Below are 20,801 nucleotides of genomic sequence, written 5' to 3' on the forward strand. Positions count from 1 at the left end.
CTGAGCCTGAGTGATTAGATGCGGCGAGATCACAGTCGAAGGAGACCGATGAACGCCACCCCTGACTTCCGATTCGATGGACGGGTCGCCATCGTGACCGGCGCCGGCCGCGGCCTCGGCCGGGCACACGCGCTGCTGCTCGCCGAGCGCGGCGCCAAGGTCGTCGTGAACGACCTCGGTGGCACCAAGGAGGGCGACGGCAGCGACTCCGGGCCGGCCAACGACGTCGTCCAGGAGATCACCGCCGCGGGCGGCGTCGCCGTCGCCGACACCAACAACGTGGGCACCGAGGCGGGCTGCCACGCCCTGGTCGAAGGAGCCGTCGGCGCGTTCGGGCGCATCGACATCGTGGTGAACAACGCCGGCATCTCCCGCTTCGCCACCTTCCCGGAGGCCGACGCGGAGAACCTGGAGCGCACCCTCGACGTGCACCTGCGCGGCACCTGGCACACCACCCGCGCTGCCTGGCCGTACATGGTCGAGCAGGGCTACGGACGGGTGATCACCACGACGTCCACCGGCATGTTCGGGCTCGCCGACAACCTCGCCTACGCCACCGCGAAGGGCGCGCTCATCGGCTTCACCCGCAGCCTGGCGGTGGAGGCCGCCTCGCACGGCATCCTGGTCAACTGCATCGCGCCGAACGCGATCACCCGGCCGAGCACGACCGCGGGGAAGCCGAACATCACCACCCGGCAGCTGGACGAGGCGCGCATCCAGGCGATGCAGACCGGGCTGGTCTCGCCGATGGTGGCCTACCTGGCGCACGAGGACTGCAAGGTCAACGGCGAGATCCTGGTGGCCGGCGCGCACCGGTTCGCCCGCTGGCTGCTCGCGGTCACCCCCGGCTACCGCTCCCCCGGCGCCGAGGTGCCCACCGTCGAGGAGATCGCCGAGCACTGGGACGAGATCAACGACGAGTCCGGCTACTACGTCCCGGCGAACCTGCACGACTGGGCGTCGACGTTCATGGCCCACCTGAACGCCTGAACGCCTGAACGAACGACTCGCAGCAGTGCCGTTGACCGGTCAACGAGGACCGGTCAACGGCACTGCTGCGTAAAGGGGGCTGTCAGTCCGTCAGGGCCGCGCGCGGGTCCCCCTGGGCCAGCGGGGCCAGGATCCCGGCGCTGAGGAAGGTGATCAGGTCCTCGACCAGCACGTCGATCTTGGCAGGCAGATGTGCGCGCTTGCGCTGGGCGGACTGGTAGCGGGCCAGCGCGTGCACGGCGCTGGTCAGCGTCACCAGCCAGCGCTCGTCGAGCACGGCCTCCGGGACCTGCGGAACCAGCCGCCCGAGCAGGGTCCGCAGCGTGACCACCGAGGAACCGGTGCGCACGCCGACCAGGCCCTCGTAGCCGCCCTCCTCGGTGATGTAGAGGGAGAGGAAGGGCAGGTAGTGGTTGTCGGGCTGGAAGTGGATCGCCAGCGGCCGGACGAACGCGCTGACCACGTCGGTGACGGTGGGGGTCCGGCCGCCGAGCATCAGATCGGCGACGATGCCGGTGCGGCTGGCCTCGCTCTCGGCCCCGCGGAACTCCATGATGGCCTTCACCACCTCGTCGCGGTCCCCGAAGTGGTACTGCACGCTCGCGTGGTTGCGCTGGCCGGCGGCGATGCCGATGTCCCGCAGCGGAACGGCTGAGATCCCGTGTTCGGCGAAGAGCCGCTCGGCGGCCGTGAGGATCCGCTGCCGGGTCACCTGACCTCGGACGTTGGCGCGCTGTCCGCCGGTCGGGGAGCCGCCGCGGCGCGCGGGCCGCTCAGGCGAGGTCTGTGACATGGGCGCTCAATTTATCAGTACGGCGGCGTCGATCGGGGCGAACTCCGAGCCGGCCGCGTAGACGTCCCCGAAGACCGCGACCCCGGCCTCGGTCAGGTACGGGACCAGGGCCGGCCAGCGGACCAGCCCGGCCTCCTGGACCGGAGCGGCGGGCGCCGTGGTGGCCACGGTGACCCGGCCGTCGTCCGCACCGCGGATGCTGAGCGCGCCGCCACCCTCCGTCAGCCGCAGCTGCAGGTCGCGCAGTTCGACGTCGAGGAATCCGTGGTGCGCCTGGAAGCGGACCGCTCCCCCGAAGGAGAGCGTCCGGCCCTCGCTGTCCTCCTCGGCCGCCAGCAGCGGGAACACGAAGGCCCCGCCGGTGCCCGGCTCGGCGCCGTCCAGGGCCTCGCAGCTGCCGCCCGCGATCACGCGCACATAGTGGACGAAGGAGTCCTTCACCGCCCAGCGCAGCGCCCCCGGGCGCACCGTGCCGCTCAACGGTCGCGCCGCTGCTCGGCGGGGCGGTGGTCGGCGGGGCGGTGGTCGGCGGGGCGGTGCTCATCGGGGAAGCCGGTCATGCCGTCCTCCAGTTCCAGCCCCAGGGCGTTGAAGGCCATGCAGTGCATGTCGTAGGTGCCCACGGTGAAGACGAAGTCGATGAGCTGCTGGCGGGAGAACTGCGCCTCCAGTTCGCTCCAGGTGCCGTCGGCGATGTTCTTGCTGCCGCACAGCTCGTCCACGGCCCTGACCACGGCGCTGTCGCCCTTCGACCACACGGCGGCGTCGGGGCCCTCGGAGAGCCCCGCGATCTCGGCGTCGGTGAGCCACCCGGCGGCCCGGCTCATCCGCACGTGCTGGGCCCACTCGTACTCGCCGTAGCCGAGCCAGGTGGAGCGGACGATGGCGATCTCGCGGACCCGGTCCGGGAGGGTGGAGTTGCGCAGGTGGTTGGAGAAGGGCATCCAGCCGCGGATCAGGGCCGGGTGCCAGGCGTAGATGCCGAGGATGTGGGACTGCGGACGGGCGACCGGTCCGTCGGTCGCGGCGGCCTGACCGCCCGGCACATGGGCGCGGAGCGCGGAGAAGGCCTCGTCGACCTCGTCGGTCCAGTCGTCGACGGGGCGGACCGGGATGCGTGGCTGACTCATGGAAATCACCCTATGAAGGAGCCGCCGTTGACGCTGACGGTCTGACCCGTCACGTACGACGCCTCGTCGGATACGAGATAGGCGACCGCGGCGGCGATGTCGTCGCCGCTGCCGGTCCGGCCGACCGGGATGAACTTGGCCATCTCCTCGGCCGAGGGCATGGCGCCGGTGGCGCGCTTCTTCTCCACGCTCGGGGTGTCGATCGACGACGGCGCCACCGTGTTGACGGTGATGCCGGAGCGTCCGAACTCCATCGCGAGGGCCTTGGTCAGGGCGAGCTGTCCGCCCTTGGAGGCCGCATAGTGGGCCATCCTCGGTGCGCCGCGCTGGGCGCTGGAGGAGGAGATCAGCACCACCCGGCCCCAGCCCGCGGCGACCAGGTCGGGCAGGGCCGACTGGACCACGTTGAAGGTGCCGGTCAGGTTGATCGACAGGGTCTCGTTCCACTGCTGGAGCGTCATGTCCAGGAACGGCTGCTGCCGGGCGATCGCCGCGTTGGCCACGACGACGGCCAGCGGCCCCAGCTCCAGCCGGGCTGCCGCCAGCGCCGCGTCCACCTGTTCGCGGTCGCTGACGTCGGCGCGGTAGCCGCGGGCGACGCCGCCGGCCTTCTCGATGGAGGTGGCTGCCTCTTCCGCCGCGCCGTCGACCACGTCGAGAATGGCGACCCTGAGTCCGCTCTTCGCGAGGCGCTCGGCGATGGCCCGACCGATGCCCGCGGCTCCCCCGGTGACGACGGCGACCCGATCCGTGCTGGTCATAGGAGCCTTCCTCAGAGACTGTTTCGGCAAACGGAACGACCGTTCCGTTGTCAAGAATGCGCTCAGGTTGGCACGCTGCAGAATGCCATGTCAACTGCTTGACATGCCGTTCGGCACAAACGACACTCGCTGAAAGAATCACCTGTTCCGTTATACGACACACTGGGAGTGGACGTGCGCGCGCTACGAGTCGCAGTCGTGGGCTCCGGCCCCGCCGGAGCGTTCTGTGCTCAGATCCTGGCCGAGGAGGCCGACCACCCGGTCTCCGTCGACGTCTTCGAGCGCCTCCCCACGCCGTTCGGCCTGGTGCGCTACGGCGTCGCGCCCGACCACCAGAAGATCAAGTCCATTGTCGCCTCGTTCGCCGAGATCTTCGAGACGCCCGGCGTCCGCTTCCTCGGCAATGTGACGGTCGGTTCGGACATCACCGTCAGCGAACTGCGCGAGCACTACGACGCGGTGGTGCTGGCGTCCGGCGCGCCGCTGGACCGCCGGCTGGGCGTCCCCGGCGAGGACCTCGGCGGCGTGGTCCCGGCCGGCCGCTTCGTCTCCTGGTACAGCGGGCACCCGGACGCCGACTTCGACACCTCGCTGCTGTCCGCCGAGCGCGCGGTCGTCGTCGGCGTCGGCAACGTCGCCCTGGACGTGGCGCGGATGCTGGTGCGCACGCCCGACGAACTGCGCCGCACCGACGTGCCCGAGCACGTCATCGAGGCCCTGGCCGGCCATGCGGTCCGCGAGGTCTGCATCGTCGGGCGGCGCGGGCCCGAGGCCGCCAAGTTCACCGGCAAGGAACTCCTGGAACTGGCCGAGGTCGAGGGCGCGGACGTGATCGTCCCCGCCGAGGAACTGGCGCTCGCGGAGGCGGCGCAGCAGGCCGGCGCGGGCGCGCCGAGCAGGCCCGCGGTCACGCGGATGCTGGGCTCGCTGCGGAAGATCGCCGACCGGCAACCGCAGGGCCGGTCGCGCGCCATCCGCTTCCTGTTCAACCGGACGCCGGTCGAGTTCGTCGGCGACACCTCGGTCACCGGCATCGCCCTGGCCCACACCGCGGACCCCACGCAGGTCGAGGTCCTGGAGACGGGCCTGGTGCTGCCTGCGATCGGCTACCGCAGCGTCCCCCTCGGCGGGGCGCCGTTCGACGAGGCGACCGGCACGGTCCCGCACCGCGACTCCCGGGTGCTGGACGGCGACCGGACCGTGCCGGGCCTGTACGTGGTCGGTTGGGCGAAGCGCGGCCCCAGCGGGGTGATCGGCACCAACCGGCTGTGCGCGAGCGAGACGGCCACCGCCGTCCTGGCGGACGCCGCGGCCGCCGCTGCCGCACCGGAGCGAGACACCGACACGGACACGGACACCGACAGCACGGCCATCGACGACCTGCTGCGCTCGCGTGGCGTGCCGGTGGTGAACTGGAGCCGCTGGCTGGCCATCGAGGCGGCCGAGGTGCGGCTCGGCCAGGCCTCGGGCCGGGACCGCGCCAAGTTCCACCACCGCGCCGACATGCTGGTGGCCGCCGGCATCGACCGGTGACCCACCGTCGGATCCGCCCCTGTACCCCTATGCTCTACGTGCTCAGATCAAGGCGAGAAATCCTCACACAGGTCACCGCCTGCCAGGGCGGCCCCTGCTAGTGTTTGGTTAAAGAGAACTCCCATCCCACTGAACGGGCCAGAAGGAGCAGCGCGTGGAGTCGCAGGCAACCGAGGTGACCGCAGGCGCCCCCGATCGCCAGCGGCATCCGCTCGCCCGGGGGGTCGAGATCCTCACCCTGATGGTCGACGGCGGCAAGCAGGTCTACGGGGTGCGCGACCTCGGCACCCGCATCGGCGTCAGCGCCAGCACCGCCCACCGACTCCTCAGTGACCTGGAGGAGTTGGGCATGGTGGCCCGCACCCCGACCGGCAGCTACCGGCTCGGGATGGAGTTCCTGCGGCTGGCCTGGACCACCAACACCCGTTTCCCGATCCGCGAGGCCGCCAACGACGTCCTGGCCGACGTCACCGAGCGCAGCGGCGAGTCGGCGTTCTTCGCGGTCTACAACGACCAGCGCCGGCAGATGATGTTCGCGCTGTCCGTCGAGTCCCCGCACCCGCTGCGCTACACCGTCCCGCAGGGCGTCTGGCTCCCGCTGCACGCGGGGGCCAGCGGTCTGGCGATCCTCGCCTTCCTGCCGACCGAGGTGCAGGACGCGATCGTGCACGGCAGCCTCGACGTGCTCACCAACCGGACCCTGGTCGATCCCGACAAGCTCGCCGAGCGGCTGGCCCAGATCCGGCGGGACGGCTACGCCATATCGCACGGCGAGCGGATCGACGGGGCGATCGCCATCGCCGCGCCGGTGATGGGCCCGGCGGACGCCGTCATCGGCGACGTCGGCATCACCATCCCGGAGACCCGCTTCAACGCGACGACCACCGCGGACTTCACCGAACTGGTCAAGCAGGCCGCACAGGTGCTCACCCGCAGATTCACCGGCGCCGAGAAGCCGTAGGCCGGCGGCCCTTGTCCCAGCGCTGAGGCCCCGCCCCGGAACGTTCCGGGGCGGGGCCTCAGCGGTTGCCGGACCGCAGGCCGGCTAGTCCTTCGCCAGCAGCGGCAGCATGGCGACCGTGGTGACGTCGAGGGCGTCGCTCGTGCTCAGGCCGGAGGTGAAGAGCTTGTCGCGGGCGGCTTCGGCGGAGCCCTCCACCTCGTAGAGCGTCACGTAGCGGTGCGAGACGCCGGCGGCGGACTCGGGGGCCAGGTAGCGGCGGGCGGAGACGATGCCGGGGAGGGCGAGCACCTCGGGGATGTGGGTCTCCCAGTACCAGGTGCGGAACTCCTCCTCCCGGCCCTCGACCGGGTTGGTGAGCGCCAGCAGGATCTCGTGCGCGGGCTGGGAACTGTCGGTCATCAGATGTCTCCTCAAATGGAATCGGTGGTGAAGCCCCACGGGACGCCGAGGCTGGTGGCCGGGTCGGTCACCAGGGCGGTCCGTGAGCGGTGTGCGATGCGCACGCCCTCGGCATCGAGGTGCTTGGCGGTGCGCTCCAGGTCGACCACCTTCCAGGTGATCGCGTGGTAGGTGTCCTGCGGCACGTGGGCCGCCGCATCGGCGGCGGCCGGGCTGCCGGGGTCCGGTGCGGCGAAGTGGAACACCGTGTCGGCGAGCCGGACGAAGGGACCCTCGACGCCGCGCAGTTCGTCGCGGCCGGTGCGCACCACCTCGCCGCCGAGGACGTTCACGGTGAGCCGCAGCGCGCGTTCCGGACGGGACGTCAGCACGGTGTGGTGCGAGGCGTGTTGGATGCCGAGCGGATCGTCCTCGGCGACCTCCGGAACCGTCCAGCCCTCGCGCACCCGCGGGTCGAGCGGGAAGGGGAACATCTCGAAGAAGGCGTACCGCAGCCCGGCGTCGTCCGGCAGGGTGTGGAACGGTGACGGACCGCCGGGCCACTCCTCGCCGTCGACGACGGAGTCGTGCGAGTCGACCAGCCGCAGGCCCTCGGCGCGGAGTTCGCGGTACAGCTCCTTGACGCCGTCGACGTACCAGCCGGTCGTCTCCAGGTGCGGGACCTCGACGTCCGGGTAGCGCTGGGTGCCGCCGGTGAGGTAGCGCTTCGGTTCCAGGCTGTCGATGAGCACGTCGCTGACCGAGGTGAAGGTCGAGTACCCGACGGAGTGTCCGGGCGCCGGCGGCTCGGGCATGACGACGGAGAAGTTGGTGCTCGGGCGGCCGAAGACCCGGGCGAAGAAGTCTTCCGCCTGGTCCAGGCTGGGGACGTGGATCCTCGGGTGGTACAGCATCCGCACGTGGAAGGGGCGGTCGGTACCGTCGTTCACTGTCGATCTCCTTGCGTCGGTGCTGGTGGTGCTGGCCGGGCCGGGGTGCCGTGGCTCTGTCCGCGGTCCCCCAGGGGGCCGCGGACAGAGCCGGGCGGCCGACTTCGGCCGGACGGACCGGTTCAGATGGCTTCCGGGGTGATGGCGACCGCGTCGGCCAGGCCCTCGGCCCGCGCCTCCGCGAGCTCGTCGCTGTCGCCGGCCTTCAGCGGGTTCAGGCGGATGAACAGGGCCACCACGACCGCGACGGCGGCGACGACGGCCACCATGGTGAAGAGCACGTTGTAGCCGGTGCGGGTGGTGAACGGCGTGCCGGTCACCAGGTAGTGGGACATCAGCACGGTGCCGATGGAGGTGCCGACACCCGAGAAGGCGGTCTGGGTGACCATGTAGACGCCCTGCGCCTCGCTGGTGTTGGAGCCGGGCACGCCCTCGACGATCAGGTTGGGCAGGGAGCTGAGCAGGAAGCCGGTCGCGATGGTCAGCACGATCTGCGAGATGATCCAGCCCGCGAGCGAGTGCAGCAGCAGGGCCGAAAGGATGGCCGCCGCGACGGCGAAGGCAGCTCCGATGATGAAGGAGTTACGGGCCCGTCCGCCCCGGGAGATGCGCCCGCTGAGCGACGCGGCCACGAATCCGATGAGGCCGATGGCGAAGGAGACGTCGCCGGCGGTTCCGGCGCTGAGACCCAGACCGACCGGGGCCATCTTCGGGGTCTGCATCACGATCTGGCCGACGAAGCCGGAGATGCCCAGCGTGCCGAAGGAGACCAGCGCGGTGGCGACCAGGGTCAGGCCGAGCTTGCGGTCGAAGAAGAACCGGATGTTGATGAGCGGCTTGTCGACGTTCAGCTCCCACACGGTCCACAGCACCAGGACCACGATGCCGCCCAGGATGAAGCCGATGGTCTTGCCGCTGGACCAGCCCCAGGTGCTGCTCTCGTTGACGCCGTACAGGGCGAGGGCCACGCCGGGGGCGAAGAGCAGTCCGCCGAGCCAGTCGATCCGGTCCAGCCCCGACTTCACGACCGGCCGCGGCAGGAAGCACGCGCCGACCGCGGTGACCGCGGCCAGGACCGCGGCGACCACGAAGATGTAGTGCCAGCCCCAGGAGTCGACGATGTTGCCCGAGATGACGTTGCCCGCGGCCCCGCCCCACATGGCCGCCCCCGCGACCACCGCCACGCCCACGGGCAGCTTCTTCTTCGGCAGGTTCTCGCGCAGCACCCCGATGCAGAGCGGGACCAGACCGCCGGCCAGACCCTGGATCGAGCGGCCGATGATGAGCCCGGCGAGGCTGTTGCTGGCCAGGCTGACCACGGATCCGACGATCGAGGCCACCAGCACCACGACCAGCACGTTGCGGCGGCCGAAGGCGTCGCCCAGGCGACCGCTGATGGCCGCGGACGCCGCCCCCACCAGGAGGAATCCGGTGAGCACCCAGCCGGCGTTGCCGGGGGTGGTCTTGAAGTGCTGGATGACCTCCGGCAGCGCCGTGTACATCATCGTGGCTTCGAAGGAGCTGACGATGGCAGCGAGGATCAGGATCCCGATGATGAACGGGGTGGGGCGCGCAGGCCTGGGCTCTGCTTCTGCGGTGATGGGGGGCATCGTTGCCTCTTTCATCCGGGGATCTTGGCGTTAGTCTTTGGCTGCACGATGCACATACCTGGGTGAGGCTTCCGCGCCTCCCCGGTGTTCCGTTCAACGGGACAGCTGATCGCTACAGCGTCCCTGAGTGTGATCCCGCCGACATGGCGAGTCAAGGGGTCTGCACGCGGTAGTTCCGGGCTCGGCATGGCCCCGTCACCGCCACCCGTCCGACTCGCAATCGGCCGCCGGAGCGGCCCTGATCTGGTCCTTGACACGCAGGGGAACGTGGGCGAAGCTGACTCAGCTGTATAAAGCAACGATCGTTCGGTTAAACGAACGCCCGGCCCCCGGCTCATGAACAGTGGGGCCCGGATACGGAGGCTCTGATGTCCACCCAAGTCAGCGTTGACGGATCTGCAGGTGCGGCGCCCTCCGCGCGCGAACAGCCGGTACCGCTGCGACACCCCGACCGCCTCTTCATCGACGGCCGATGGGTGGCGCCGACCACGGCGTCGACCTTCGCGATCATCGATCCGGCGACCGAGGAGCTCTACTACCGGGCCGCCGAGGCCGGCGCCGAGGACATGTCCCTGGCCGTCGCCGCCGCGCGCCGCGCCTTCGACAGCTCAGGATGGCCGCAGCTGGCACCCGCGGAGCGGGCGCAGTGGCTGCACCGGATCGCCGACCGCCTGCGCCGCCGGGCCGCCGACGCCAGCCAGCTGTGGACGCGTCAGGTCGGCGTGCTGCACTCCATGTCGAAGGGCTCCATCGAGCGGATCGGGGCCAGCTACGACTACTACGCCGACCTGGCCGCCGACTTCCCCTTCGAGGTCCGGCACCGGCCCAACCAGGGCCCCTTCGGGGCCGTGGTCCGCGAGCCGATCGGCGTCGTCGGCGCCATCGTCGCCTGGAACACCCCGATGTCGCTGGCGGCCCACAAGGTCGGCCCCGCCCTGCTGGCCGGCTGCACCGTCGTCCTCAAGGCGCCCCCGGAGGCACCCGGCGAGGCCTACGTGCTGGCCGAGGTGGCCGAGGAGATCGGCCTGCCGGCCGGCGTCCTGAACGTGCTCACCGCCGACCGCGAGGTCTCCGAGCTGCTGGTCCGCGACCCGCGGGTGGACAAGATCGCCTTCACCGGCTCCAGCGCCGCCGGCCGCCGGATCGCCGCCGTCTGCGGCGACCGGATGGCCCGCTTCACCCTGGAGCTGGGCGGCAAGTCCCCGGCCATCGTCCTGGACGACTACGACCTGGAGACCGCGGCCAGGTCGCTGGCCGCCGCCGAGTGCACCCTCAACGGCCAGGTGTGCTCCTCGCTGACGCGCATCATCGTCAGCCGGCACCGCCACGACGCCTTCGCCGAGGCCCTCGGGAGCTTCTTCGGCGCGGTCCGCATCGGCGACCCGTTCGACCCCGACGCGCAGCTCGGCCCGCTGGCTATGGAGCGTCAGCGCGACCGCGTGGAGGGCTTCGTCGCCAAGGGCCTGGCCGAGGGCGCACGCCTGGTCACCGGCGGCGGCCGCCCGGAGGGGTTCGAGCGCGGCTACTACCTGCAGCCGACCGTCTTCGCCGGCGTCGACAACGGGTCGACCATCGCCCAGGAGGAGATCTTCGGCCCGGTCCTCAGCGTCATCCCCGCCGACGACGAGGAGCACGCGATCCAGCTGGCCAACGAGACCCCCTACGGCCTCAACGCCAGCGTCTTCACCGACGACGCCGACCGCGCCCTCCGGGTCGCCCGCCGGCTGCGCGCAGGCACGGTGGGCCACAACGGCTACCGGACCGACCCCGCGATGGGCTTCGGCGGCTTCAAGCAGTCCGGCATCGGGCGCGAGGGCGGCCGCGACGGCCTGCTCCCCTACCTGGAGTCCAAGACCCTGATCCTGGACGGCCTGCCGACCGGGTACGACCCGCTCGACTGACGCCCCCCGCTCCCCGCTCCACCCGCAGACCCACCTTCCACCGATCACACCAGGAGAGACTCATGTCGGGACGCGTCGAGGGCAAGGTCGCCCTCATCACGGGTGCCGCCCGCGGACAGGGCCGCAGCCACGCCGTTCGGCTGGCCGAGGAGGGCGCGGACATCATCGCCGTGGACATCCTCGAGGACATCGACACCGCGCCCTACGCGATGGCCACCAAGGAGGACCTGGACGAGACGGTCCGTCAGGTCCAGGCCCTGGGCCGGCGCATCGTCGCCCGGCAGGCCGACGTGCGGGTGCTCTCGCAGCTGCAGGCCGCCGTGGACCAGGGCGTCGCCGAGCTGGGCAAGCTGGACGTGGTGGTCGCCCAGGCGGGCATCCTGACCATGGGCACCGACACCCCGCAGGCCTTCTTCGACGTCGTGCAGGTCAACCTGGTCGGCGTGGTCAACACGGTCACCGCCGCCGCGCAGTACCTGGAGTCCGGCGCTTCGGTGATCCTCACCGGCTCCACCGCGGCCCTGCTGGTCGGCTCCGTCGACATCACCGGCGCCGGCGGCCTGGGCTACGCCCACGCCAAGCGGCACGTGGCCCGGCTGGGGCACGACCTGGCGCGCATCTACGCCGACCAGCAGATCCGGGTCAACGTGATCCACCCGACCAACGTGGACACGGCCATGATGGACAACGACTTCATGTACCACGCCTTCCGGCCGGACCTGGAGAACCCGACCCGCGAGGACATGATCCCCTCGCTGGCCACCAAGTCCCCGATGGGCGTCCCCTGGCTGACGCCGCGGGAGATCTCGGCGGCCGTCCTGTACTTCGCCTCGGACGAGTCCCGCTGGGTCACCGGGCAGCAGCTCAAGCTCGACGGAGGCCAGCTGCTCCCCATCTCCAGCTCCGGTGCGCCCGCGTAGGAGCCGCACCCGAGAACCCCAGGTCGGCGGTGGCCGCCGTGCGCAGAGGCGCGCGGCGGCCACTGCTTGTTCGTCCCGTTCCCCGTCTGCGGGGAACGACAGAACCGGTCGGCGCCGCACCCGTTGGTCCGGGTGCGGCGCCGACCGGTCGTTGCCCTGGCGTTCGTTGCTCTGGCGGTCGTTGCCTGGGGAGAGCCGTCAGACGAGGGCGGGAACCGCGCGGGCCGCGGCCAGGACGCCGACGATCTCGTCGACCCTGGTCTTGGCGTCGCCGAAGAGCATCGCCGTGTTCTCGCGGAAGAACAGCGGGTTCTGCACCCCGGCGTAGCCGCTGGCCATGGAGCGCTTGAAGACCACCACGTTCGCGGCCTCCCACACCCGCAGCACCGGCATGCCGGCGATCGGGCTGGTCGGGTCCTCGGCGGCGGCCGGGTTGACGGTGTCGTTGGCGCCGATGACCAGGACCACGTCGGTGTCGGCGAGTTCGTCGTTGATCTCGTCCATCTCCAGCACGATGTCGTAGGGCACCTTCGCCTCGGCCAGCAGCACGTTCATGTGGCCAGGCAGCCGGCCGGCGACCGGGTGGATGGCGAAGCGCACGTCGACGCCGCGGTCCCGCAGCAGCCGGGTCAGCTCGGCGACCGGGTGCTGGGCCTGGGCCACGGCCATGCCGTAGCCGGGGGTGATGACCACCCGGGAGGCGTTGGCCAGCAGGTCGGCGGTCTCCTCGGCGGAGGTCTCCCGGTGCTCGCCCTGCTCGCCGTCGTCCGAACCACTGGGCGCCTCGATGCCGAAGCCTCCGGCGATGACGGAGAGGAAGGAGCGGTTCATCGCCTTGCACATGATGAAGGACAGGTAGGCGCCGGAGGAGCCGACCAGCGCGCCGGTGACGATCAGCAGGTCGTTGTTGAGCAGGAAGCCGCTGGCCGCGGCCGCCCAGCCGGAGTAGCTGTTCAGCATGGAGACCACCACCGGCATGTCGCCGCCGCCGATGGAGGCGACCAGGTGCCAGCCGAACAGCAGCGCGATCGCGGTCACCGCGATGATCGCCCAGGAGGAGGGGTGGATCACGAACAGCGCGGTCAGCACCGCGAAGGCCAGCAGCGCCAGCAGGTTGAGCAGGTTCTTGCCCGGCAGCACCAGCGGGGCGGACTTGATCCTCGCGCTGAGCTTCAGGTTGGCGACCACCGAGCCGGTGAAGGTCACCGCGCCGATGAAGATGCCGATGAAGACCTCGGCGTGGTGGATGCGCAGCAGCGAGCCGGTGAAACCGCCCAGGCCGTTGCGTTCCACCTCGATGTAGGAGGCCCAGCCGACCAGTACCGCGGCCAGACCCACGAACGAGTGCAGCAGCGCGATCAGTTCGGGCATGCCGGTCATCTGCACGATGCGGGCGCGCCACAGGCCGACCACGGCGCCGATCCCGATCGCGGCGACCACGATCAGCACCGTGGTCGTCCGCACCGGGCTGTCGTGGACGGTCAGGCCGACGGTGGCGGCCAGCGCGACGACCATGCCGACCACGCCGTAGGTCCAGCCCTGACGGGCCGTCTCGTGCTTGCTCAGGCCGGCCAGGGACAGGATGAAGAGCAGCGCGGCGACCAGGTAGGCCGCCGTGGCGATGGAGGCTGCGGACACGTCAGTTCTCCTTGCTGAACATGGCGAGCATCCGGCGGGTCACCGCGAAGCCACCGAAGACGTTGATGGACGCGAGCAGCGTGGCGATCCCGGCCAGCACCTGGATCACGTGCTCGCCCGGTCCGATCTGCACCAGCGCGCCGACCACGATGACCCCGGAGATGGCGTTGGTGACGCTCATCAGGGGCGTGTGCAGCGCGTGGTGGACCTTGCCGATGACGTAGTAGCCGATCACCACGGCCAGCGTGAGCACGGTGAAGTCCTGCGGGATCGGCGCCGGGGCGAGCGCGATCACCAGCCACAGCAGGGCGATCGCGGTCAGCACCAGGGCGACCCGCCCGGCGGCCGACAGCGGCTTGCGCTGCGGCTTCGCCGGTGCCTGCACCTGCTCGGCCGGCGCCGCGGCGGGGGCCGCGCTGACCTGGACCGGCGGTGGCGGCCAGAGCTTCTCGCCGCGTCCGGTCCCGGTGGCGCGCACCACGGTGATGCCGCGCTGGACGGCGTCGTCGAGGTCCAGCACGACCTGGCCGTCCTTGCCCGGGGTGAGCAGCTTGAGCAGGTTGACCAGGTTGGTGCCGTACAACTGGCTGGCCTGGGTGGGCAGTCGGCCGGCCAGGTCGGTGTAGCCGAGGACGGTCACGCCGTTGTCGGTGACCACCTTCTGGCCGGCGACGCTGTCCTCGACGTTGCCGCCCTGGGCGGCGGCCATGTCGACGATCACCGAGCCGGCCTTCATCGAGGCCACGTCGGCCGCGGTGATCAGCCTGGGGGCAGGGCGGCCGGGGATCAGCGCGGTGGTGATGATGATGTCGACGTCGGCGGCCTGGTCGGAGTAGAGCTTGGCGGCGGCCTCGTTGTAGCGCTCCGAGGTGGCCTTGGCGTAGCCGTCGCCGGACTGCTGGGCCTGCTCCTCGACGACGACCGGCAGGTACTGCCCGCCCAGCGACTTCACCTGGTCGGCGACCTCGGGGCGCGGGTCGGTGGCGCGCACGATCGCGCCCAGGCTGGAGGCGGCGCCGATGGCGGCCAGGCCGGCCACGCCGGTCCCGGCGACCAGCACCTTGGCCGGGGGCACCTTGCCCGCGGCGGTCACCTGGCCGGTGAAGAAGCGGCCGAACTCGTGGGCGGCCTCGACCACGGCGCGGTAGCCGGCGATGTTGGCCATGCTGGAGAGCACGTCCAGGGACTGGGCCCGGCTGATGCGCGGGACGGCGTCCATGGCCAGCACGGTGATGTCGCGTTCGGCGAGGGCGTCCACCAGCTCGGGGTTGAGCGCCGGGGCCAGCGTGGAGACCAGGTAGGCGCCGTCCTTGGGACGGGCGACGTCCTCGGTCGTGGGGCCGTTGACGCGCAGCACGACGTCGGCGCCCCAGGCGTCGTCGGCGGTGCCGACGGTGGCCCCGGCCTCCTTGTAGCTGGTGTCGGTGAAGGCGGAGAGCTCACCGGCTCCGGCCTCGACCACCAGGTCGTAGCCGAGGGCGATGAGCTGCCTGACGGTCGCGGGGGTCGCGGCCACGCGGGTCTCACCGGCCGGCTCGCGGGTCACTCCTATGAGCATGGAAGGACTCCTTCTGGACATGGAGCACTGTGCGCAGATGGGGACATGGCAAAGGTCTGGCGCCGGCCCGGTGTCCCGGTCCGGTGCCAGACCTCCTTCGGCGCGAACAGTAGCGGATCAGTAGAGCAGCAGCGGGTTGATGATCACACCGGTCGACCGGTGGATCGCGGTGGGTGCGGCGACGAGCAGGCCGGTCGAGGCGCCGGCCTCCTTCAGCGCGGCGACGGCCGGACCCAGCAGGCAGTTGTCGACCAGGCAGAGTCCGATCGAGTAGATCAGGCCGTGGACCTCCAGCTTTCCGCCGGGGTTGTTGCGCGCGTCGTGGAAGTCCCAGGCCACCAGGCCGGGGTCCTGGGCGGCGATCCACTTGGCGCCGTCCTCGCCGATGCCGGGGCGGCGCACGGCGGCGGCGCCGCTGGGGTAGACGTTCCCGGCGGCCTCGTAGCGGTCGCGGCCCTGGTAGACGATCAGCGCGTCGCCGGGCTCCAGGGTGACGCCGGTGGCCGCGAGGGCCTTGTCCAGCTCGGCGGCGGTGACCGGCTGCTCGGCGACGATCCAGTCCACGCCGCGGGCCGCCGCGACGTCCAGCAGCACGCCGCGGGTGGCGATGCCGTGCTGGGCCCAGTTGACCATGGTGTCCTCGTCGGTCTGCGAGGCGTCGGCGGCGATGGGGCCGTGCCAGCCGGCGTCCGCGCCGATGTGCGAGAGACCGTCGAGGTGGGTGTTGTGCACACCGTGCGGGTCGTAGCTGATGACCTCGCCGCCGTGGGCGCTGCGGCCGTGGATGCCGACGTGCACATTGAGTTCGACGCCGCCGTGGCCGTCGGGCAGTCCGGCCGCGCCCAGGCGCTGCCAGTCGCGCTTCTCGGCCTCGGCCAGCGCGCGGCCGGCGGCCAGGCGGTGCGGACGGGTCTCGACCTCGCGTTCGAGCGAGACGGCCCTGCCGAGCTTCACCTGGGCGACGCCGCGCAGCCGGGCGGCCTCGTCGATGAGCGCCACCGAGCCGCGGCACTGCTCGCCGTCGGTGTGGCGGGCGGCGGCGTGCGCGTCGGCGATCGCGCGCTCCCAGGGGGCCAGCGGATCGGGACCGAGGTCGTCAGTCATCTGTTACTCCATGTCGTGTATTACGTAGAACAGAACATCGATACGCTACAACGGAACACGGTCGGGATTCTGCCCCCGGATTCGAGCGGCTGTCAATGGTTCGGGGCTCCGCGCTGAAGCGGTGAAATCCGACGTCGCTCCTTGACATGGGATCCGTGGTCGGACCATCCTATGGCCATCGCATAACAGTACGTGCGTTCCGTACAGCGAAACACAGCGCATCGGCTCGGAAGACGCGGAGCCGCAGGCACGCCGCAAGGAAAGGGGTACGGATGAGCACCGTGAAGATCGACCCGACGGAGATCGACTACTTCACCGACGCCGCAGTGGCGGCTGACTCAGTGCCTTACTTCGACCACATGCTCGCCGACCACCCGGTCTGGCGCGAGGAGAAGTACGGAGTCGTCATCGTCACCGGGTACGAGGAGGCCCTCCAGGTCTACCACCACCCCGAGGTCTACTCCTCGATCAACCGGACCGGCGGGCCCGTCCTGGACCTCCCCTTCGAACTGGTCGGCGAGGACCTCACCGACCTCCTCGAACAGCACCGCGCGCACTTCCCGCAGAACGACCAGATGGTCACCTTCGACCCGCCGATGCACACCGACCACCGCGCCCTGCTGATGGGACTGATCACCCCCAAGCGGCTGAAGGAGAACGAGGAGTTCCTCAAGCGCACCGCCGACCGCTTCCTGGACGAGCTGCTGCCCCAGGGGCACTGCGAGTTCATCTGGGACTACAGCAAGCGCTACGCGGTCCTGGCCGTCGCCGACCTGCTCGGGGTCCCCGAATCGGACCACCCGATGCTGATCGAACTCCTCGCCACCCGGCAGGGCCCGATCCTGGGCAACCTCAACCTCCAGGTGGCCCACCACAACAGCCTCGAACGGCTCTACGACTACTTCATCGAGAAGATCGAAGAGCGGCGGGAGAACCCGACCGGCGACATCCTCACCGGAATGTCCCTGGCCACCTTCCCGGACGGCACCCTCCCCGAGCCGATCGACGTCGCCCGGATCGCCTCCAACCTCTTCGCCGCCGGCAACGAGACCACCGTCCAGCTGCTCGGCGTCGCCCTGGCCCGGATCGCCGGGGACCAGGAACTGCAGGACCTGCTGCGCCGCGAGCCGGCGCTGGTCCCCAAGTTCATCGAGGAGGCGCTGCGGATCGAGGCGCCGATCAAGGGCTCCTTCCGGCTCACCAAGGTGGCCACCAGCATCGGCGGCCTGGACCTGGAGCCGGGAACCGTCGTGCTGCTGCTGCACGGTGCGGCCGGCCGCGACCCGCGGATCTTCGACAACCCGGCCGAGTTCGACGTCAAGCGGGCCAACGCCCGCCAGCACCTCGCCTTCGGCCGCGGCATCCACACCTGCCCCGGTGCCCCGCTGGCCCGCGCCGAGGCGGTCTTCTCCATCCAGCGCCTGCTCGAACGCACCGAGCGGATCTCCATCTCGGAGCAGCACCACGGCCCGGCGGAGGACCGCCGCTGGGACCTGATGGCCAGCTACAAGTTCCGCGGCCACAACCACCTGTACCTCGACTACACGGAGCGGGAGGCCCAGTGATGGCCGGTGAACTCACCGTGGACCGCGACCGCTGCATGGGGTCCGGGCAGTGCACCTTCTACGCACCCAACACCTTCGACCTCGACGACCTGAGCATCGCGGTCGTCATCGACCAGCACGGCGACGGCGAGGACGAGATCAAGATGGCGATCGACGTCTGCCCCACCCGGTCCATCGCCCGCAGCGGCGCCAACGGAGGACAGGCATGACGCCCAGCACCGAGGTCCCGGTCTCCGCACCGATCGCGGACCTGGAGACCGACAGCCTGCTGGGGACCTTCCCCGAGGGCCCGCGCCTGGTCGGCACCGAGTGCGGCCAGTGCGGCCGGACCATGATCGGCACCCGGGTGGTCTGCAGCTCCTGCGTCAGCCGCGAGGTCTCCCGGGTCGCACTCCCCAGCACCGGCGTCCTCTACTCCTTCACCCGGCTGCACGTCGGCGTCGAGGGCGTCCGGCCCATCGGCTACATCGACCTCGACGACGACGTCCGCACCCTCGCCGACCTCCGCGAGGGCGACACGCCGCTGCAACCGGGCATCCCGGTCGTCCTCGGCGTCGAGGGCGACCAGTGGTTCTTCGCGCCGGTCGCCGGCGAGTGAGAAGGAGACAACCCCATGACTGAGAACGTGTTCGTGATATCGGCGGCGATGATCCCCTTCGGCAAGCACCGGAGCTCGTCCTACGTCGGCCTCGGCGTGTCCCCGCTGATCGACGCCCTGCAGGGCGCCGGCATCCAGAAGTCCGACGTCGACGCCGTCTATGTGGGCCACTCCTACGGCGGCATGATGACCGGTCAGCGGATCACCAAGGAGATCGGCCTGGGCACCGTGCCGACCGTCAACGTCGACAACGCCTGCTCCAGCGGCGCCACCGCGATGCACGAGGCCTGGACCGCGATCAACCAGGGCCTGATCGACGTCGCCGTGGTCATCGGCGTGGAGAAGCTGACCCAGTTCGGCGGCGGCGCCCTTCCGCTCTCCCCCGAGGACCGCGAGGTCAAGCAGGGCCTGATCATGCCCGCCGTCTACGCCATGCGGGCCACCCGCTACCTCTACGAGAGCGAAGCCACCGTCGAGGACCTGGCCCGCGTCAGCGTCAAGGCCCGCAGGCACGGCGCGCTCAACCCCTTCGCGCAGTTCCGCAAGGAGGTGACGGTCGAGGAGGTGCTCGCGGCCCGGCCGGTCGCCGACCCGCTCACCCTGCTGATGTGCTGCCCGACCGGCGACGGCGCGGCCGTGGTGGTCCTCGCCTCGGAGCGGGCCCGGGCCCGCCTCGGCGCCCCGAACGGGATGCGGGTGGCCGCCTCGGTGCTGCACTCGGGCCAGGTCGAGGAAGGGTTCCGCGACATGACCAAGCCCGAGATCAGCTACCAGTCCGCCCGCGACGCCTACGCCCAGGCCGGCATCGGACCCGAGGACCTCGACATGATCGAGCTCCACGACGCGTTCTCGATCGCCGAACTGGTCTACTACGAGGCCTTCGGCCTGACCGAGAAGCACAGCGCGGTCGCGCTGCTGCGCGACGGCCGGACCACCTTCGGCGGCGACGTGGTGGTCAACCCCAGCGGCGGACTGCTCGCCAAGGGCCACCCGGTCGGCGCCAGCGGCGTCGCCCAGATCGCCGAGGCCTTCTGGCAGCTCACCGACCAGGCCGGCGCACGCCAGATCGAGGACGCCCGCTGGGCGCTGACCCATGTCACCGGCGGCGGCACCGCCGGCCTGGACCACGGTGCCTGCACCATTCACATCTTCGAGGCGGCATGACGACCGACGAACGCCCGCCCCTGGAAGGGCTCCGGGTCATCGACCTGACCACCTTCCTCTCCGGGCCCTCGGCGACCCAGCTGCTCGGGGACCTGGGCGCGGACATCATCAAGGTCGAGTCGCTCGACGGCGACTCCAGCCGCGCCATCGTCGGGCCCACGGTCGAGGGCGAGAGCGCCTACTTCCTGGCCAACAACCGAAACAAGCGCGGCATCGCGGTGGACCTGAAGACGCCGCGCGGGCTCGATGTGCTGATGCGGCTGATCGCCGGCGCCGACATCGTGATCGAGAACTTCCGGCCCGGCGTCACCGCCCGGCTGGGACTGGACCCCGAGACGGTCACCGCCGGGCAGCCCGCGCTGATCTGGGCCTCCATCAGCGGGTTCGGGCAGGAGGGACCGCTGCGGGACCGTCCGGCCTACGACATGGTGGTCCAGGCCCTGGGCGGAGTGATGAGCCTGAACGGCCACCCGGGCGCCCCGGCCGCACGGCTCGGCATCCCGGCCGGCGACGTGGTGGCGGGACTGTACGCGGTGATCGGCGTGCTGTCCGCGGTGCAGGCCCGCCACGAGACCGGCCGCGGCCGGATCGTCGACGTCTCCATGCTCCGCGGCCAGCTGGCGATGCTCTCCTACCAGGCCCTGTACACCTACCTCAGGGGCGTGGCCCCGGGGCCGCAGGGCGCCGGCCACGACTCCATCGCCACCTACCGCTCGTTCAAGGGCGGCGACGGCCGCGAGCTGGTGGTCACCGCGAACACCCCGCGGATGTGGGAGGGCCTGTGCCGGGTCCTCGGGGTCGACGAGCTGGTGGTCGACCAGCGCTTCGTCGACGCGGCGAGCCGGCTGAGCAACAAGGAGGCGCTCTGGGCGATCCTGGAGGCGCGCTTTGCCGAACGGCCCGCGGCCGAGTGGGTCGAGCTGCTCGCCGCCGCCTCGGTGCCGGTCGCCCCGGTCAGGAACGTCCTGGAGGCGCTCGCCGACGCCCGTGCCGCCGGGGACGGAAGCCTGGTGGTGGTGCAGAAGGACGGGACCGCCTTCGAGAACGTCGCCACCCCGATCCGCTTCGTCAACACCGCCGAGGTCGAACCCAGCTACCCGCCGACCCTGGGCGAGGACACCGTCCGCATCCTGGTCGACGAGCTCGGACTGCCGGAGTCGGAGGTCGCGGCGCTGATCGCCGACCGGGTGGTCGCCGGCGCGTCGCTGGCGGAGCGGGTCGCGTAGGCGCCGGGGAGCCCCACG

General features: G+C 71.0%; 20 protein-coding genes. 10 read left to right on the plus strand and 10 right to left on the minus strand.

From position 1 onward, the window contains the following. Window positions 1-48: 48 nt before the first annotated feature. Window positions 49-990, plus strand: a complete 942-nt coding sequence (locus IF29_RS0123475) for an SDR family NAD(P)-dependent oxidoreductase (protein ID WP_030258334.1) — start codon at window positions 49-51, stop codon at window positions 988-990. Window positions 991-1,072: 82 nt separating this feature from the next. On the opposite strand, the gene IF29_RS0123480 is transcribed toward IF29_RS0123475, so the two are convergent. The 4 genes from IF29_RS0123480 to IF29_RS0123495 are packed head-to-tail and all read right to left on the minus strand — an operon-like array spanning window position 1,073 to window position 3,674. After that, the gene (locus IF29_RS0123480; RefSeq protein WP_030258337.1) at window positions 1,073-1,783 is read right to left on the minus strand and encodes a TetR/AcrR family transcriptional regulator; all 711 of its coding nucleotides are present in this window, start codon (window positions 1,781-1,783) and stop codon (window positions 1,073-1,075) included. Window positions 1,784-1,789: 6 nt separating this feature from the next. Beyond that, complete coding sequence (locus tag IF29_RS0123485; protein ID WP_084714842.1) at window positions 1,790-2,263, minus strand: HtaA domain-containing protein; 474 nt, start codon at window positions 2,261-2,263, stop codon at window positions 1,790-1,792. Further along, window positions 2,260-2,913: a carboxymuconolactone decarboxylase family protein gene (locus IF29_RS42335; protein ID WP_051725815.1), complete on the minus strand. Its 654-nt coding sequence runs from the start codon at window positions 2,911-2,913 to the stop codon at window positions 2,260-2,262. Before IF29_RS42335 ends, IF29_RS0123485 begins: the two co-directional genes overlap by 4 nt. 5 nt (window positions 2,914-2,918) lie before the next feature. Continuing rightward, window positions 2,919-3,674, minus strand: coding sequence for an SDR family oxidoreductase (locus IF29_RS0123495; protein WP_030258346.1), 756 nt, complete (start codon window positions 3,672-3,674; stop codon window positions 2,919-2,921). A gap of 174 nt (window positions 3,675-3,848) precedes the next feature. Here IF29_RS0123495 and IF29_RS0123500 point away from each other — a divergent pair, with 174 nt between their 5' ends. Next, window positions 3,849-5,207 carry an FAD-dependent oxidoreductase gene (locus IF29_RS0123500; RefSeq protein WP_037596345.1) on the plus strand — a complete coding sequence of 453 codons (1,359 nt, stop codon included), beginning with the start codon at window positions 3,849-3,851 and terminating at the stop codon, window positions 5,205-5,207. A gap of 154 nt (window positions 5,208-5,361) precedes the next feature. Next, window positions 5,362-6,168, plus strand: coding sequence for an IclR family transcriptional regulator (locus tag IF29_RS0123505; RefSeq protein ID WP_030258352.1), 807 nt, complete (start codon window positions 5,362-5,364; stop codon window positions 6,166-6,168). An 84-nt stretch (window positions 6,169-6,252) separates the two neighbouring features. On the opposite strand, the gene IF29_RS42340 is transcribed toward IF29_RS0123505, so the two are convergent. The 3 genes from IF29_RS42340 to IF29_RS0123520 all read right to left on the minus strand — a co-directional run bounded on the left by IF29_RS42340 (window position 6,253) and on the right by IF29_RS0123520 (window position 9,109). Beyond that, entirely contained in the window at window positions 6,253-6,570 is a 318-nt protein-coding gene (locus tag IF29_RS42340) for a DUF4286 family protein (RefSeq protein WP_037596302.1), read from the minus strand. 11 nt (window positions 6,571-6,581) lie between these two features. Then, window positions 6,582-7,499, minus strand: a complete 918-nt coding sequence (locus IF29_RS0123515) for a VOC family protein (protein WP_051725819.1) — start codon at window positions 7,497-7,499, stop codon at window positions 6,582-6,584. Between the two features lie 122 nt (window positions 7,500-7,621). Then, on the minus strand, window positions 7,622-9,109 hold the full coding sequence (locus tag IF29_RS0123520) for an MFS transporter (protein WP_051725821.1): 1,488 nt from the start codon (window positions 9,107-9,109) through the stop codon (window positions 7,622-7,624). A gap of 368 nt (window positions 9,110-9,477) precedes the next feature. Between IF29_RS0123520 and IF29_RS0123525 the strand changes: the two genes are divergently transcribed. After that, a complete protein-coding gene (locus IF29_RS0123525) occupies window positions 9,478-11,010 on the plus strand; it encodes an aldehyde dehydrogenase (RefSeq protein ID WP_084714844.1) in 1,533 nt (510 codons plus the stop codon). A gap of 62 nt (window positions 11,011-11,072) precedes the next feature. Further along, complete coding sequence (locus IF29_RS0123530) at window positions 11,073-11,930, plus strand: mycofactocin-coupled SDR family oxidoreductase (RefSeq protein ID WP_030258366.1); 858 nt, start codon at window positions 11,073-11,075, stop codon at window positions 11,928-11,930. A 198-nt stretch (window positions 11,931-12,128) separates the two neighbouring features. Here the strand turns inward: IF29_RS0123530 and pntB are convergent, their stop codons facing one another. From pntB to IF29_RS0123545, 3 genes are all read right to left on the minus strand, one after another. Next, complete coding sequence (gene pntB, locus IF29_RS0123535) at window positions 12,129-13,568, minus strand: Re/Si-specific NAD(P)(+) transhydrogenase subunit beta (RefSeq protein ID WP_030258368.1); 1,440 nt, start codon at window positions 13,566-13,568, stop codon at window positions 12,129-12,131. Window position 13,569: 1 nt separating this feature from the next. Next, entirely contained in the window at window positions 13,570-15,126 is a 1,557-nt protein-coding gene (locus tag IF29_RS0123540; RefSeq protein WP_030258372.1) for a Re/Si-specific NAD(P)(+) transhydrogenase subunit alpha, read from the minus strand. 117 nt (window positions 15,127-15,243) lie between these two features. Beyond that, window positions 15,244-16,230, minus strand: coding sequence for a cyclase family protein (locus IF29_RS0123545; RefSeq protein WP_030258375.1), 987 nt, complete (start codon window positions 16,228-16,230; stop codon window positions 15,244-15,246). A gap of 272 nt (window positions 16,231-16,502) precedes the next feature. On the opposite strand from IF29_RS0123545, the gene IF29_RS0123550 reads away from it, so the two are divergent. The 5 genes from IF29_RS0123550 to IF29_RS0123570 are packed head-to-tail and all read left to right on the plus strand — an operon-like array spanning window position 16,503 to window position 20,783. Then, a complete protein-coding gene (locus IF29_RS0123550; protein WP_030258377.1) occupies window positions 16,503-17,795 on the plus strand; it encodes a cytochrome P450 in 1,293 nt (430 codons plus the stop codon). After that, window positions 17,795-18,004 (plus strand): ferredoxin, encoded by a 210-nt coding sequence (locus tag IF29_RS0123555; RefSeq protein WP_030258379.1) that lies wholly within the window; start codon window positions 17,795-17,797, stop codon window positions 18,002-18,004. The genes IF29_RS0123550 and IF29_RS0123555 overlap by 1 nt, the downstream gene beginning before the upstream one ends. Beyond that, window positions 18,001-18,393 (plus strand): Zn-ribbon domain-containing OB-fold protein, encoded by a 393-nt coding sequence (locus IF29_RS43820; RefSeq protein ID WP_051725823.1) that lies wholly within the window; start codon window positions 18,001-18,003, stop codon window positions 18,391-18,393. The genes IF29_RS0123555 and IF29_RS43820 overlap by 4 nt, the downstream gene beginning before the upstream one ends. A gap of 15 nt (window positions 18,394-18,408) precedes the next feature. Further along, window positions 18,409-19,557 carry a thiolase family protein gene (locus tag IF29_RS0123565; protein WP_030258384.1) on the plus strand — a complete coding sequence of 383 codons (1,149 nt, stop codon included), beginning with the start codon at window positions 18,409-18,411 and terminating at the stop codon, window positions 19,555-19,557. Continuing rightward, the gene (locus tag IF29_RS0123570) at window positions 19,554-20,783 is read left to right on the plus strand and encodes a CaiB/BaiF CoA transferase family protein (RefSeq protein WP_030258387.1); all 1,230 of its coding nucleotides are present in this window, start codon (window positions 19,554-19,556) and stop codon (window positions 20,781-20,783) included. The genes IF29_RS0123565 and IF29_RS0123570 overlap by 4 nt, the downstream gene beginning before the upstream one ends. The last annotated feature ends 18 nt before the right edge of the window (window positions 20,784-20,801 follow it).

This window comes from Streptacidiphilus jeojiense, assembly GCF_000719095.1.
Classification (GTDB): domain Bacteria; phylum Actinomycetota; class Actinomycetes; order Streptomycetales; family Streptomycetaceae; genus Streptacidiphilus; species Streptacidiphilus jeojiensis.

What these genes read in the sequence shown, in the direction of transcription:
- IF29_RS0123475 (WP_030258334.1), top strand. Translation starts at nt 49, where the DNA reads ATGAACGCCACCCCTGACTTCCGATTCGATGGACGGGTCGCCATCGTG.
- IF29_RS0123480 (WP_030258337.1), bottom strand. Translation starts at nt 1,783, where the DNA reads ATGTCACAGACCTCGCCTGAGCGGCCCGCGCGCCGCGGCGGCTCCCCG.
- IF29_RS42335 (WP_051725815.1), bottom strand. Translation starts at nt 2,913, where the DNA reads ATGAGTCAGCCACGCATCCCGGTCCGCCCCGTCGACGACTGGACCGAC.
- IF29_RS0123495 (WP_030258346.1), bottom strand. Translation starts at nt 3,674, where the DNA reads ATGACCAGCACGGATCGGGTCGCCGTCGTCACCGGGGGAGCCGCGGGC.
- IF29_RS42340 (WP_037596302.1), bottom strand. Translation starts at nt 6,570, where the DNA reads ATGACCGACAGTTCCCAGCCCGCGCACGAGATCCTGCTGGCGCTCACC.
- IF29_RS0123520 (WP_051725821.1), bottom strand. Translation starts at nt 9,109, where the DNA reads ATGCCCCCCATCACCGCAGAAGCAGAGCCCAGGCCTGCGCGCCCCACC.
- IF29_RS0123525 (WP_084714844.1), top strand. Translation starts at nt 9,478, where the DNA reads ATGTCCACCCAAGTCAGCGTTGACGGATCTGCAGGTGCGGCGCCCTCC.
- IF29_RS0123530 (WP_030258366.1), top strand. Translation starts at nt 11,073, where the DNA reads ATGTCGGGACGCGTCGAGGGCAAGGTCGCCCTCATCACGGGTGCCGCC.
- IF29_RS0123540 (WP_030258372.1), bottom strand. Translation starts at nt 15,126, where the DNA reads ATGCTCATAGGAGTGACCCGCGAGCCGGCCGGTGAGACCCGCGTGGCC.
- IF29_RS0123545 (WP_030258375.1), bottom strand. Translation starts at nt 16,230, where the DNA reads ATGACTGACGACCTCGGTCCCGATCCGCTGGCCCCCTGGGAGCGCGCG.
- IF29_RS0123550 (WP_030258377.1), top strand. Translation starts at nt 16,503, where the DNA reads ATGAGCACCGTGAAGATCGACCCGACGGAGATCGACTACTTCACCGAC.
- IF29_RS0123555 (WP_030258379.1), top strand. Translation starts at nt 17,795, where the DNA reads ATGGCCGGTGAACTCACCGTGGACCGCGACCGCTGCATGGGGTCCGGG.
- IF29_RS43820 (WP_051725823.1), top strand. Translation starts at nt 18,001, where the DNA reads ATGACGCCCAGCACCGAGGTCCCGGTCTCCGCACCGATCGCGGACCTG.
- IF29_RS0123565 (WP_030258384.1), top strand. Translation starts at nt 18,409, where the DNA reads ATGACTGAGAACGTGTTCGTGATATCGGCGGCGATGATCCCCTTCGGC.
- IF29_RS0123570 (WP_030258387.1), top strand. Translation starts at nt 19,554, where the DNA reads ATGACGACCGACGAACGCCCGCCCCTGGAAGGGCTCCGGGTCATCGAC.